We start from the raw sequence: 13,038 nt of genomic DNA, 5'->3' as shown, positions 1-13,038 counted from the left end.
AGAATGTAGTTTGACTATTTAATTTTAAGTTTAATCTAATCAGGAGTTATTATGGCTTCACATGAACTAGGGCCGCCTAAGGGAATGTCCGACGAAGATTGGAAAGCTTTTCTCGAACATGAAAAAAGTTGGCAGGCCATGTTAAAGCAGCGCTTTGACGATGACCTTAAATTATCGCCACCAATACCACCTTGGATAAAATACCCTGAACACGACTCGGATAGCATGTTTTGGCGTATGGGGGTAGGGGAAGAATATCTCTTTGATTATTTTGGCGTATATCTAAAGTATGCTAGTAAGGCTGAGTTAGAATCCTACAAATTAGAGTATCCTGCCCCTAACGAATGGGCCGGTTGGTACAATAAGAATTGAGAAGTGTAAAAACGATGAGCATCTGCATAAGTAAGCTTTATCTAGCTTAGAGTTTTATTGACGTCGTGCTTGTGTATTATACTTTACTCGTTGCTGTATGAAGTGCTTTATGCGTTGGGCGTGACTGAAATTAGTGCTCAATGCGTAAGAAAACTATTCCGTAAAGTGTGTTTTTAATGCTTATACACTTTGCGTAAAAAGTTTCATTCGCTGTATTCGTTTGCTTTTCCACTCGTTATATTTTTAAGGAAGACTATGGTTCTTGGTTGTTGGGACAGCGCATTGTTTAAAAGTCTATTTATTTCGAGTTTATTTATCCCTGCCGCCTATCTTTTTGACCTTTATAATTCAAATGATTTTTTGTGGTCAGAGGTTCATAGCTTTTTCGTTCTTTTTTTGCTTTATTTTTGTGCGTTCGTATTAACCTCGATAGTTGGGTGGCTGTTTATAGGGTTTCCTACGCATTGGCTTGTTTGCAAATTCACGAGTAAGAATTACGTTTATTATGCATTACTACCAGGCCTGTTTCTTTGCGAAAGCCTACTCACAAATGGTCCATGGCTTTTGGCTTTTATAGCGTTAACTCAAGCTTTACTCTTTAGATTTTACGTATTTAAAATAAAATATAACCAAGCGTGAAAATACGGTTAATTCGATTGAATTTGCTCTTGCCTTACTGTGTATTAGCCAGTATTTTAATCAATTATATTGGCCTTTTTAATTAGATGTAGGGGCAACTCATGAAACGTAAATTTAATGTATTTGGTAAAGTTATGTCGGTTTATCGTGAAGCTGACGAATGGGTTTTATACACAGAATCTGATACGAGTATGAGGGCTAGAGTATACGATGTTGTTATTCCTTCGGAACTAGCAGAAGACAAGCTCGCACAGTTTTTAGATGATATTTTCCATGAATTTGCCAACCAGCGCTATCAATCAGTATTTCAGATGGATTGAAGCTAGCTGCATGAGTGCTAGCTTTGGGCAATTATTTTTATCATTAAAACGAAGATAAGTTAGAAGTCAAATTTATGAAGATTATATCAAAAATATCTGATCCAATAGAAAAAGCAGACTTGTATTTCGGTATTAACCCTAGTGATCGTAGACGACCGTTTGTATTGGGTGCAAATAGCAATGCTCAAGGGGTACTGTCTATTGCTAGTTGGGGCGCAGCTTCCACATTCGGTCTTGAGAATCTAAATAGCATTGATGGGTCCATGTGGAAAGACTGGCGTGCGTCTTTACGCCATGTTGGTTGTGATTGGGTGATCCCTATCATAGAGAAAGCAGAAAAGACCAATAATCTTGATATGGCAGTCGCTGAAATATTACAAAGAGCGAACCAAGAATAAGTTTTGTGTAGAGCAATGAATAAGTGCATTCACTGAATACGCGTCCCGCCGTATTTCATCTTTGCTAGTGTGCCGGGCAATAGACCACATGGGTTTGTTGTTTTGGTTGGATTTTATTCGTGTTTTCAGAATTTCATTTTGGGAAGGTATTTGGTTTCAAACTAAGTAAAATACATTTAGTCAATGCCGTTGAGCCAAAGGGTAAGATGCTTGGCTTGTGCTATTTAGGAGCAAATATTAGCATTTCTCGGATAGAAACCTCGGAGTCATGGATGAACTTAATGAATAAAAATGCCTTTTTAGTACTGCTAATTAGCATTCACTTTATATTTCCCTGCAAGGTTATGGCAAACAGCGGCCTGTACCAAAAAGTTGATTATCATAGTAAATATCAGCCTATGCTAGATAACCTCATATCTGAGCACATTCCTGGAGCTGTTTTACTGGTTACATCAAAAAGCGATGTTTATATCGGAAGTGCAGGCTTTAAAGACTTGGAAAAAAAGGAGCCAATGACAACGGATATTGTCATACCCAATGGGAGTGCAGGTAAAAAGTTAACTGCATTGTTGGTTGCCATGTTGGCAGATGAAGGTGTGATAAACTTAGACGTTTCCATCAGTACATACTTGGATCGTCAATTGCTTAGGCAAATTCAGCATTCAGAACAAATGACAATAAGGCAGCTGCTAAATCACACAAGTGGCATTTTTGAATATAACGATGTCAGCGATTATGCCTTTTTCAAAGCGCAATTCGCTCAAAAAGATAAAGTCACAACAGACATATTTCCTTTGGGTTTCGCCTTGAACCAACCCGCTAATTTTAAGCCCGGGAAAGCGTATGCTTACTCGAATACTGGATATGCTTTGGCCGGAGTCATTTTAGAGCGAGTATTAAAGCAGCATCCCTCTGTTGCGATCAGAAATAAGATACTCATGCCACTTAAAATGACATCTAGCTATTCAAAAGGTGTTGAAAAGCACAAGCCGAAATTGGCTTCCGGATTTTTTATAAATGATGCAGATCCAGCGTTTCCACTGCCTATGAATGTCTGGGTAGATACAAAAGAAATTATAGGCACAACCGCGACCTCAGACGCACCCTTGGCTTCAAGTGTTAGTGATATGGCAAAACTATTAAGAGCTATAGTGCATGATAACAGTATCGTTAGTCGCAGCGTAAGAGCGACAATGATAGGAGAAAAGAACCTCGTTGAGTCTTGGGGGCCGCGTTTTTATTCTTCTTCTGATTTTCATTATGGGCTTGGAGTCTGGGTGGAGAAAGTGAGAGGTAAGACATTTTATCACCATGGGGGCACTGAGTTTGGCTATTTTACTCAAAACATTTATATTCCCGATGGCGATGTAAGTATTACCGCATTTGCAAATTGCGGCGTAAACGAGCATTGTGAGTCTGAATTTCAAAATTTCACTTTTGCGATTTTAGATTCATTTTTAAAAGTGAGGCAGGGTACTTAACGAGCACTTATGGTCACGCGCACTCAAATAGCTTGTATGGCTTTGCAATTATTAGTGATTGTCAGTCTATGGTGAAACCAGACCTGTCGATTTTGACTGTTTACACCCTGTTTATTGGGGGTTATATACGAATGGTGAAATATGAAATGCTTTATGCTTGTTTTTTTGGTAGTCAGTGTCTGTAGTTTCGCCAGTAAACCCAGTACACCATCCAAAGAATATCTAGATAGTTTATCGCCAAATGAAAGAGGCATCGCTTTAGAGTATGAAGCAAAACTTAAAGAAGAGTTTTTTCAATACCTGAGTGTTTTAACTGTTGAAAGGTTAGAATTTTTACTAAAGCTAAGAGAAAAAATATTGGCGGACGGGGCCGGGTCCGCTCAACAGTTTATTGATGGTATTATTTTCCAAGAAGCTAGAATAATCTATAGTTCTAGTAAAGTCAGGGAGTTGACTGAGTATCAAAAGTCTATTTTATCAAGGTTTAAAAGTTCCATAGAGAAAAATGAGTTGGTATTTTCAGGAAAAAACGCAAAGCGAAATGAAATTAGATTAAAAGAATTTATAGAAAATATTGCATATTAAATTTTAAATGCAAAGCCATAATAAGGTGGTGTCAAACCATATTTTATTGCTTTGTATTAGCTAATAGTTACAGCTCACAACACAACGAACGGAGCCCATGGTTGAATATATTGTATCATTGTCCTTATTGCTGGGGAGCGCCTATTCACAAGCAAAAGGTTGCACGAATGTGATTGGTTAATGCAACGGCCTAAACGCTACCTCGTCTTGTTAATAAAACACGCACAATTACACAGTGCATAAACGATGATAGCAAATTATGAAAACCTTAATACCATTTCGCTCTAATTAACTTTTTTCCTCATGTGCCGTACGTTATAATGTGCCCCAATTTAAGACAGGTAGAAAAAATAATGTTTAAAAAGATACTGTTATTAGGGGCATTATCATGTTCCATGAATGTACTCGCTGGCGATATTGCGTTTGGTAAAGTGGTAGGCACAAAGGTGTATGACTTTTCTGATAATAAGTCTGTGAAAGTGTACTTTGAAAAAGGTTCTACACTTGGAACGCCAGGCTGTAAAGAAAGTGAAAGACCATTTGGGATTATTACTTATAGCAAAAAGACTGAAGCGTCTGTCAATCATATGTTGAGTGTTATATTGGCTGCACAGATGTCTGGTAAAAAAATGCGCATATTTTCCAAAGTTGACAACAGTTGTGAAGTGGATTTTGTTGCCCTTCAAGAAACCTACTTTTAATCCAGCAGTCTAAATTGGCCGAATGTATGTTCGGCTTTCTTAACGCCTTTTATTCACTGTTAACTATGAGCTATAAGACAAGATAAAGTGAGAAGAGAAGGCGAGTTGAGCACTTAATATTAAGGTGGTTATATATTTTTTGAGGAATTAGGCTATGGGTTATGTGATACACGCAATTGTGGGTAAGAGTGATGCTATTACTAAAATCACATCAAACTGGGTAGTCGCAAAAAAAGTGGATCTCAGACAAGGGTATTCACTTATCCAAGTATCAGATGAGCTGTTAGATGACATAAACGAGCTTGTAAATTCTGAAAAAGATGCTCCCTATCCAGAGTTTTTGAAACTCTCTTCTTCACTTCACGAACTGCTTCAAAGTGAATCTATTACTAAAACATTTGCCTATATTGAAAGTGACTATTTTGGTAGCGTAGGCGCACAGTCAGCAGTGCTTTATGCTAATGGTGAAACAGTGTTAGGGCCGTTGAAAACTGAAATTAAGTGGTGCTCAAACTTAAATCAGTACTATCAAAACCCCCAAGGTCAGCTGGCCATAAACTCTGTGCTATCCCAACTAGGTGTTTCTACTAGAAATTCAATGGATGAGTTTGAGTCTTTACAGCTCGGTTCATTGAGGTAGAACTTAAAGCCACACTCCAAGTACAAAATTAATGACGAAGTATAGATAGCAGCTGCTTCAATTTTAGTGTCTGGTTCCCAGTTAAGTGAGCCTAAGAACAGGCTTCTGGTTATGTTTTAAAAACATATTTACCGTGCTTAAGGCGATTGGATTTAGCCACTTGTCTAGCCGGTTTGTGAAACGCGTTAATACGTTAAGTTTGAGAAGAAATTTGAAAGTTAGAACGAAAGAAAAACTGGCTGACTTTGTCAATCAGGGAAATAAAGTTAAGTATGTTTTTTTCTGGGGGCATCAAGAAAAAAGCGGACAAGTATCAAAGAGCTGTTTCAGTCAGTGGTATGAATCAAAGTTTCAAGAAGATGGGAATGAATTTTTCACCGCTGAGCATTACATGATGTATCACAAAGCTAAGCTATTTGGTGATTATGATGCTTGTGAGAAGGTGCTTAGTGCCCGAAGCCCAGCAAAAGCGAAGGCGATTGGTCGTGAGGTGCTTGGGTTCGAACAAACTCTATGGGACGAAAAACGTTTCGAGATAGTCGTCAATGCTAATCTGGCGAAGTTTTCTCAAAACGCCGACTTAAAGGCTTTTTTGCTTAGTACCGGTAACCGAGTTTTGGTTGAAGCGAGTCCTGTAGACAAAATATGGGGTATAGGGTTGGTACAAGATAATCCAGCATCTGAAAACCCTGACTCATGGAAAGGTCTCAATTTATTGGGATTTGCACTGATGGAAGTGAGAGACAGGCTTGCTGATAAAGCAGGGGCTAAAGAGGCTTTATGAAAATTTTTAATTTATTAATTTTATTGATGATATCCGTATCGCTAAAGTGCTTTGCAACGGGGCAAATTCCGGACTCGATCACAATTAAAAATATTGAGTATCGGTTACATACCAATCCGCTGAAAAACTACCTTGCTAAAATAAATTGGCAGCAGCCTGACAATATATCGATCTCGACTGCAAATTGACGGGGTTACTTAGCTTCTTGGAAAGTTGAAGCGGGGGCCTTGCTGCTTACGGATGTCACGATTGACCTTTACCATAAGGCGCAGCAGCGCGACGAAACTAAAAGTATTCTGCATGAGTTGTTTCCAGGCAGTAAGGTGGTTAAAGCAAACTGGTATTCTGGCGCGCTGGTTGTCCCTCATGGAAAGCGAACGAGGTTAGTGCACATGGGATATGGATCGAGTTACGAAGAATATATTGTGATTCGGGTAAATAAGGGAACAGTCGTTGAATTTTTAAATTTAAGTGGTGAAGAATTCGCAAAATACAAGGCGAGAAAGTTCCAAGCGTTTAAAGGCACATCGGAGTTTCAGCAGAAACTCAAAAACCTTATTGAGGAAGAGCACCGCTGGTCTGAAGAAGACGCTTTATATTTTATGGAAAGCTTTTATGCTGAATATTACCTTTCCCTTTGATAGAGCTGCTAAACCAAATTTCTCAAAAGTTTGGCAGATCTAATAGCTCAATAAAGAGCCTTTCTATATTTTGAGAAGGTCAAATCGATGAAAGACTTAGTACTGTTTATTAATCATCAATCCATGCAAAAGACAGCTTGCACAGCTTAATTTTTATTTCATGAACAAGCTATCTTGAGTGGTGGAAATTGAGTTTACTGCTTGTGATTGTGAGCTAAAGTCAAACAAAGGAAGAGTAGCAGACTATACTTACTGGCGTCTAAGAGGTGATAGTAAATAAGGTATGGCTTTGGAGCGGGTGAGCGCGACAAAAACACACCTGATGATTATTTGAGCCTAGACTTTTTATAAGGTCGGTAGGTATGAGAAATTGTTTGATTTTCCTTTTTTTGTTTTGCTATGCACTGCAAAGTAAAGCTGGCATATTTGCAGGCTATGATGATTTTTGCGGCTTACCAGTTGTAGTTGGTCCCGACGCGCAAGTTGCAACCGCAAGGACCGACCAAATAGGAAACAAATACATCCATATTGATCCCAAAGCAATGCAAAACTGGACAGTCTCAAGAGTGTTCACACTTGCTCATGAATGTGCGCATCACCTTGTTGGACATACCTCCCGTTTAGGACAGCTAGAGAGGTTTTATGGCGGTACGGCCAAGCAAGAGCTTGAAGCCGATTGCTGGGCGGCGAGAAAATTAGCATCAATTGGACTCAATTACGACATTAATAGAACTATCTTGGATCATGCCAATGCTGGCCATTTTTCAGCTGGTGGTTACCCTTCGGGCAGTCAAAGAGCACAGAATATACTCAATTGTTTAGGTGGCAGTAGGCAGTGTAAAACGGTTACTACACCCTGTGGTCATGCTGCACATCCTAGTGGGGACAAGGTTAATTGTTCTCATTTTGTGCAGCCTCATCCAAATGGCGACTTTACACCGTGTAAGCATCTTTGTTCAGGCCCTTGGGGCGCAGTGGCATGTCACCCTCAAGGACATACTTTACCTTGTATGCATCCGCCTGTTCAGTTGCATAGCGCTGATTTAGTGCAATGCCAACATGCAGCTCACCCTCAAGGGCATGCTCAGAAGATATGTCGTTGAACGCCGAGAGTGAAGCTGTCGACATATTAAGACACCAATGGAAGTTTCTTGAATCTGAAAAGCCTAGCGCAGCTTCCAACTTCGCTATACATTAAGTCCGTTGGGCCCAGTGCGTGTTAGAATTTCTTTTTTAAGTTCAAATCGTGGAAATTATACGAAAAGTCAGTACTACGACTCACTGCCTTCATTTTTAACCCTGTAATACTGCCTTTAAAATCCACTTCAAAATTGACGTATGCATCCGCGTTGAGCGTTCGATCAGTCCACTTGGCAACAAATCGGTTTCCTTCTAGGTGAGTAAGAAAGCCGCTTAGTGCTTCACTTCGAGAAAACTTAATTTTGAGCTTGGGTCCGGATACCTTGACGTATACTTTACCATACCAATCATCATGATAAGTCCCCGCATATTGATTGATATCTAAAGGCGGTATTGCTGCATTAACTGAAGTTGGCTCACTGTCGTTTTTTTGCTGCTTTTTATACGCTTTGTAGCGGGCATTACCTTCGATATAGAGGTCTATGTAATTTGTTGGTTGCTCCTCTATATAGCTTTCTAATATCGTTGCAGTCAGCCCTTGTGCAGCTCTTGACCATTGATTGGTGAGTGCAATAACTGCAAGGTCCTTTTCCGGTAAAAAAGCGATATGAGACGTCATTCCCTGTACGGCACCACCGTGAGAGACATGCAAATGACCATGAAAATCTTTTAATCGCCAACCTAGACCATAAGCTTGGAAATGAGTTTGCGAGTATTTCTTGGCCATGTAAGGCACTTTTTGCAATGTAACTGGCTTCCACATCTCTTGCAGCTGTTGTTCTGAAATGAGTACTTGGCCATTCGGTAACTTGCCTTTGGCAAGGAACAATTGCGCCCACTTTGCCATGCCCAAAATATCGCAATTCACTAAATCGTCATCTTTAAAAAAGGTGGTTTTTAGTTCACCATTTACTTCCATATGCGCAGTGGCGCGTTTGCTTGGTTCCGAGATACGCGACGGACTTGCAACACAGCCTGTCATTTGGAGTGGAGAAATCAGCGCTTTTTCGACATATTTATGCCAAGGCATTCTAGTGACAACGCGGATGATCTCCTCGGCGACAATATACATCAAGTTGTCGTATGCATACTCTGATCTAAATGAACTCTCAGGTTTCAGGTAACGTAATGCCTTGATGATTTCATCTGGCGTCGCTCGAGCGTCCGGCCACTGCAGCAAGTCTCCCGCGCCGAGCGGTAAGCCTGATCGGTGGGATAATAAATCTCGAATTGTAAATTCTTGCGTTACCCACGGATCATACATTCTAAAGTGGGGGAGATAGTCAATGACTTTGTCATCCCAGCCTATTTTATTTTGGTCAACAAGTAGTGAAAGCGCAGCGGTTCTAAAGGATTTAGAAATAGAACCAACTTGAAACAAAGTGTCTGTGCTAGTAGGTGTGTTGCTATCGATTGACTGAACCCCATAGCCTTTTGCGTGGATGACTTCGTCACCTTTAACAATAGCTAAGGCTATTCCTGGAACATTAAGCTCAACCTGTGCTTTTTCAACAAGAGCATCTATTTGTTCATGTTTTAACTTTGCACTTGCGCATAATGACGTTAACAGTAATTGTGACAAGATGGTCCCCGTGATAACTGATTTTTTGATATAGTTCATTAAATTAGGCCTCTTAAAGCGATTTATTACCTAGTAAGGACATTAACAATTACTTCTTATTTTTCTAGCACTTATATGCAAGCGGTAGGTTTTTTTCTGCAAGTGGCAGTAAAAAGGAGTCGCTCACATTACTCAACCATAGCAACACCAAAGTTATCGGCGTTTAGGGCCATCAGTTTTATATTTTTGGTGATCATTTGGAGTGCTTTTTCAGCAAGTGTGAGCGCCAATGGTTTTAATAAGCTTTTTATTCAAGAGGTTATGGTTTGTTATGACAAACAAGAAACCCAATCTATTGGTGCTATTCCTAGGCAAAACTGTAAAAAGACAACACTTGGTGAAGTTGAACCCAATAACAGCCTAACCTGGATAGTCGCAACTTTTGACTTAGACACAACGAAGGGCATCAACAAACCACTTGGACTGTTTTTCTCTGCCAAAGCGGCTGCTGAGTTTTATTTAAATGGCGAATTAATTGGTCGAAACGGATATCCCTCTGTAGAAAAAAAAGGTGAACGAGCAGGGGCGATGGATTCGGTCATTTATATACCATTGGAATTGATCAAAAAGCAGCAAAATGAATTAGTTATCAAGCTCTCTGCACATCATGGGATTGTCAATTTAGGCGGTTTTATCCAGCGAGCAATAATTACACACTACGATTCGCCACAAAATATGGTGCTGCGTCACTACTTACCGTCGTTGCTGCCGCTAGGCGTTTTGGTTATTGGTTTGATTTTTTCGAGCACGTTAGCGGCCCTACAGTCAAAGAATCAACGAAATGTACTTCTTCCCTTATTTACGCTATTCGTTGTTCTACAGTTATTAACCGAGGTATCGAGAGGGCTTATCCCTTATGATTATTCTTATCATGATATTCGCTTACTGTTCATTTTGCTGTTGGGCACATTAAGTGGTCAGTGTTTATTGCTCCATATTGTAAAAAGCTTTCTTACAAAAGCTCACCGAAAGTACTTTTTCCTTTCTATGCTGCTAACGCTTGTGGGGATTTACTTAGGTGAGTCAATGGAGAGTAAAACCGTGATTGCTATTCAGGTGCCTGCGTGGATAAGCTTTATAATCGCTGCTTATCAAGCGTTTCAGAAAAATGAAGCTGCGGCCAGAAGTGCGATAGCGCTGTTGGTGTTCTCAAGTGCAATTGCGATACAGCCAGACAAGTTCTTGGATATCTATTTTTATTATTTTGTGGCTTCACTTCTGCTGTTTTTCTTCATTCAACACGCAATTGCATATAAAACCGAAAGGTCACTTAAATTAGTGGCTCAATCAAGGGCTGAACGTCTACAACAAGCGCTCGATGAGTATAATGAGTTGCAGCAACCGTCAAAAATCCAAATAAATAACGGCCAAAAAGTAGAGTGGACTTCGTGTGATTATATATGTTGTTTAAAGGGAGCCCGAGACTATGTCGAAATCATGATGTCTGATAACCGCTGCATTTTACATAATCAGGGTCTTGCGGTCATGGAAGAGAAGCTACCAGCCACGTTTTTACGGGTACATCGCTCATTTATTGTTAACAAGCGCTTTATTCAATCATTAGAGAAGTTACCATCAGGGGGGGGCAACCTTATATTGACTACAGGAGTTACCGTTCCTGTGAGTAGGCGAATAATGCCAAAGGTAAAGAGCCAACTGACTTAATTTAGGTTTGTATGCCTTGGGTTATCTAAGCATTGAGCTTATTGTTGGCTCATTATTTGGAGTGATTGTATTGTTGTGGGTCGTCAATGCGCCACAGTAGGCAATAAAATCAATTAAAGACATAAACTCGCCTAGCTCTTAGGGTTCATTTTGTGAAAAAAGAGATTGCGACATATCAACACTACGACCCAGATTTTATGAGGGTTGAAAACTACGGACATATTTGAATATGACAAACCCCTTTATTCCCGATACTTTTGATCCACCATTGTATTTTGATTCGGCGGACTTTTACTTCGTGGTGTTAGAAGAACAGGTTGCAAAGTTTGACTTTGATGCTGTGATGTCGAGCCAGCAAAGACTGCAAGGAATATTTGGCCCAGGTTCACAGTGGCCAAAAAGCGACATGACGCTTGACGAAAATATAGAGAGTTTACAGGTGCATAAAAAGGAGTTTGAGTCACGATTGGCATTTGCTTATTCAGTATTCAATAAGTCAAAGGATAAGTGCCTTGGTTCTGTGTATATCGACCCAAGCCAATCGCCAAACTATGACTGTGAGGTGTATTTATGGATTAGAGATGACAGTATTGACCTTGAAAAGGTGCTATATGAAACCGTCTTATTCTGGCTCCAAGAGCAGTGGCCTTTTTCACGAATTGCGTTTCCAGGTCGCAGTATTTCGTGGGCTTGTTGGGCAAGTGAAATAAAAAGTGTGGGTTAGGTGAATAGAGCCTAAGCTTCTGCCTGGCCAATTGTGGGCTTAGTCCCTTCTCACGACTGATCCAGATTGAATATAGGGCCGTAGAACAAGGCTTTGTAAGAGAGAAAGAAATGCAGTTTTCAGCAGAGGACGAATCTAGAATCATTGAAATGGCATGGGAAGATCGCACTCCATTTGAAGCCATTGAGCTCCAGTTTGGGCTCAATGAAAAGCAAGTTATCGAGTTCATGAACAAAAGGCTAAAAGTGTCTAGTTTTAAGCTTTGGCGTGCAAGAGTGTCCGGGCGCAAGACGAAGCATTTCATGCTACGCAGTAAAGACGTTAGCCGAGGTTATTGTCCATCTCAATACAAGCACCGTTAGTTTGACATCGAACAGGGTATACTGGTTTGTGCAATGAGAAATTTTATTGCACAGGGCTCGTCGCATAGGCATCTATCTCTTGCCAAGGCGTGATGCGTTTTTAAAAAATGCATATTATGGGTATTGAGAAAACAAGCTAGATCCGTTTTCTCATTTGTGAAAAACAATTGATTTAACCTGTTGTTTTTGAGACTGTTCATACCATCACGTTGGATATGAGGTCAAAATGGAATTACTCACCCTGATTGTTGTCATCATCGCTTTTCTTGGTGTGTTTACGTTAGAAGTTATCGCGCCAGCTTCAAAGAATGAATGCGATCGTCGCTGGCTGATTTTAGCTTCTTCTATCAGCTTATTTCAGTCACTCTCGACCATAGGCATAGGACTTTTATTCGTTGATCTATTTCGTGAAGTATCTATATTTGAGTTTCGAGATATACACTTTTTTGTTCAAGGTGTATTGGGTTTTATCTTAACTAGTTTTGTTGCCTACTGGTGGCACAGAGCGATGCATAAATTTGACTTTTTATGGCGAACATTTCATCAGTTACACCATAGCCCAAGGCGTATTGAGGCGCTTACTTCATTCTATATGCACCCATTTGATGGGGCTGCAGCAACTTTTTTAAATGCCTTTTGTTGCTATTTTATATTGGGCCTCGATGCGTCAGGAACTGCTGTTAGTTTAATTTTTGCAGCACTGTACAATATTTTTATACATGCGGATTTAAAAACGCCGTATTGGCTAGGGTATGTACTCCAGCGCCCAGAAATGCATAGGGTTCATCACAAGAGTTTACACCATGCTCAAAACTATGGGTTTGCGGTGTGGGATTTATTATTTGGCACATTTTGTAATCCCAAATCGTATGTTAAAGATGTTGGCTTTGACGAAACTCGGGAGAAGCGGGTTTTTGATATGCTTAAAACCAAAGATGTTTATAAGGCAGAATGATTCAGATGTC

At 40.0% G+C, this 13,038-nt stretch carries 16 protein-coding genes; 15 read left to right on the top strand and 1 reads right to left on the bottom strand.

From position 1 onward, the window contains the following. Positions 1–51: 51 nt before the first annotated feature. The 11 genes from N483_RS09810 (at position 52) to N483_RS09760 (ending at position 7,664) form a co-directional block, all read left to right on the top strand. Entirely contained in the window at positions 52–372 is a 321-nt protein-coding gene (locus N483_RS09810) for a hypothetical protein (protein ID WP_023401076.1), read from the top strand. A gap of 740 nt (positions 373–1,112) precedes the next feature. Continuing rightward, on the top strand, positions 1,113–1,331 hold the full coding sequence (locus tag N483_RS09800) for a DUF7661 family protein (RefSeq protein WP_023401074.1): 219 nt from the start codon (positions 1,113–1,115) through the stop codon (positions 1,329–1,331). Positions 1,332–1,405: 74 nt separating this feature from the next. After that, positions 1,406–1,729, top strand: a complete 324-nt coding sequence (locus N483_RS09795) for a hypothetical protein (protein ID WP_023401073.1) — start codon at positions 1,406–1,408, stop codon at positions 1,727–1,729. 119 nt (positions 1,730–1,848) lie between these two features. Beyond that, on the top strand, positions 1,849–3,210 hold the full coding sequence (locus N483_RS09790; protein WP_023401072.1) for a serine hydrolase domain-containing protein: 1,362 nt from the start codon (positions 1,849–1,851) through the stop codon (positions 3,208–3,210). 141 nt (positions 3,211–3,351) lie between these two features. Next, a complete protein-coding gene (locus N483_RS09785) occupies positions 3,352–3,795 on the top strand; it encodes a hypothetical protein (RefSeq protein ID WP_155250797.1) in 444 nt (147 codons plus the stop codon). Positions 3,796–4,148: 353 nt separating this feature from the next. Beyond that, a complete protein-coding gene (locus tag N483_RS09780; protein WP_023401070.1) occupies positions 4,149–4,496 on the top strand; it encodes a hypothetical protein in 348 nt (115 codons plus the stop codon). Between the two features lie 154 nt (positions 4,497–4,650). Then, positions 4,651–5,136, top strand: coding sequence for a hypothetical protein (locus N483_RS09775; protein WP_023401069.1), 486 nt, complete (start codon positions 4,651–4,653; stop codon positions 5,134–5,136). A gap of 211 nt (positions 5,137–5,347) precedes the next feature. Beyond that, positions 5,348–5,920: an NADAR family protein gene (locus N483_RS09770; RefSeq protein ID WP_023401068.1), complete on the top strand. Its 573-nt coding sequence runs from the start codon at positions 5,348–5,350 to the stop codon at positions 5,918–5,920. Beyond that, entirely contained in the window at positions 5,917–6,108 is a 192-nt protein-coding gene (locus N483_RS27470; RefSeq protein WP_023401067.1) for a hypothetical protein, read from the top strand. The genes N483_RS09770 and N483_RS27470 overlap by 4 nt, the downstream gene beginning before the upstream one ends. A 39-nt stretch (positions 6,109–6,147) precedes the next feature. Next, positions 6,148–6,561, top strand: coding sequence for a hypothetical protein (locus tag N483_RS27465; protein ID WP_231105438.1), 414 nt, complete (start codon positions 6,148–6,150; stop codon positions 6,559–6,561). A 362-nt stretch (positions 6,562–6,923) separates the two neighbouring features. After that, positions 6,924–7,664, top strand: coding sequence for an ImmA/IrrE family metallo-endopeptidase (locus N483_RS09760; protein ID WP_023401065.1), 741 nt, complete (start codon positions 6,924–6,926; stop codon positions 7,662–7,664). A 116-nt stretch (positions 7,665–7,780) separates the two neighbouring features. On the opposite strand, the gene N483_RS09755 is transcribed toward N483_RS09760, so the two are convergent. Continuing rightward, positions 7,781–9,322, bottom strand: coding sequence for a serine hydrolase (locus N483_RS09755; RefSeq protein WP_023401064.1), 1,542 nt, complete (start codon positions 9,320–9,322; stop codon positions 7,781–7,783). A 102-nt stretch (positions 9,323–9,424) separates the two neighbouring features. Here N483_RS09755 and N483_RS09750 point away from each other — a divergent pair, with 102 nt between their 5' ends. The 4 genes from N483_RS09750 (at position 9,425) to N483_RS09735 (ending at position 13,028) form a co-directional block, all read left to right on the top strand. After that, positions 9,425–10,987 carry a LytR/AlgR family response regulator transcription factor gene (locus N483_RS09750; protein ID WP_172642424.1) on the top strand — a complete coding sequence of 521 codons (1,563 nt, stop codon included), beginning with the start codon at positions 9,425–9,427 and terminating at the stop codon, positions 10,985–10,987. A 229-nt stretch (positions 10,988–11,216) separates the two neighbouring features. Next, on the top strand, positions 11,217–11,711 hold the full coding sequence (locus N483_RS09745; protein ID WP_023401062.1) for a hypothetical protein: 495 nt from the start codon (positions 11,217–11,219) through the stop codon (positions 11,709–11,711). Between the two features lie 110 nt (positions 11,712–11,821). Next, positions 11,822–12,073 (top strand): TIGR03643 family protein, encoded by a 252-nt coding sequence (locus N483_RS09740; protein ID WP_023401061.1) that lies wholly within the window; start codon positions 11,822–11,824, stop codon positions 12,071–12,073. Positions 12,074–12,299: 226 nt separating this feature from the next. Then, the gene (locus tag N483_RS09735; RefSeq protein ID WP_023401060.1) at positions 12,300–13,028 is read left to right on the top strand and encodes a sterol desaturase family protein; all 729 of its coding nucleotides are present in this window, start codon (positions 12,300–12,302) and stop codon (positions 13,026–13,028) included. The last annotated feature ends 10 nt before the right edge of the window (positions 13,029–13,038 follow it).

It is taken from the genome of Pseudoalteromonas luteoviolacea NCIMB 1944 (assembly GCF_001625565.1).
Classification (GTDB): domain Bacteria; phylum Pseudomonadota; class Gammaproteobacteria; order Enterobacterales; family Alteromonadaceae; genus Pseudoalteromonas; species Pseudoalteromonas luteoviolacea_F.
Note: the sequence above shows the minus strand (reverse complement) of the source record. Positions and strands in the feature narration are given on the sequence as shown.

Excerpts from the sequence above, each read along its gene's own strand:
- N483_RS09810 (WP_023401076.1), top strand. The coding sequence starts at position 52 with ATGGCTTCACATGAACTAGGGCCGCCTAAGGGAATGTCCGACGAAGAT.
- N483_RS09800 (WP_023401074.1), top strand. The coding sequence starts at position 1,113 with ATGAAACGTAAATTTAATGTATTTGGTAAAGTTATGTCGGTTTATCGT.
- N483_RS09795 (WP_023401073.1), top strand. The coding sequence starts at position 1,406 with ATGAAGATTATATCAAAAATATCTGATCCAATAGAAAAAGCAGACTTG.
- N483_RS09785 (WP_155250797.1), top strand. The coding sequence starts at position 3,352 with ATGAAATGCTTTATGCTTGTTTTTTTGGTAGTCAGTGTCTGTAGTTTC.
- N483_RS09780 (WP_023401070.1), top strand. The coding sequence starts at position 4,149 with ATGTTTAAAAAGATACTGTTATTAGGGGCATTATCATGTTCCATGAAT.
- N483_RS09775 (WP_023401069.1), top strand. The coding sequence starts at position 4,651 with ATGGGTTATGTGATACACGCAATTGTGGGTAAGAGTGATGCTATTACT.
- N483_RS27470 (WP_023401067.1), top strand. The coding sequence starts at position 5,917 with ATGAAAATTTTTAATTTATTAATTTTATTGATGATATCCGTATCGCTA.
- N483_RS09760 (WP_023401065.1), top strand. The coding sequence starts at position 6,924 with ATGAGAAATTGTTTGATTTTCCTTTTTTTGTTTTGCTATGCACTGCAA.
- N483_RS09755 (WP_023401064.1), bottom strand. The coding sequence starts at position 9,322 with ATGAACTATATCAAAAAATCAGTTATCACGGGGACCATCTTGTCACAA.
- N483_RS09745 (WP_023401062.1), top strand. The coding sequence starts at position 11,217 with ATGACAAACCCCTTTATTCCCGATACTTTTGATCCACCATTGTATTTT.
- N483_RS09740 (WP_023401061.1), top strand. The coding sequence starts at position 11,822 with ATGCAGTTTTCAGCAGAGGACGAATCTAGAATCATTGAAATGGCATGG.
- N483_RS09735 (WP_023401060.1), top strand. The coding sequence starts at position 12,300 with ATGGAATTACTCACCCTGATTGTTGTCATCATCGCTTTTCTTGGTGTG.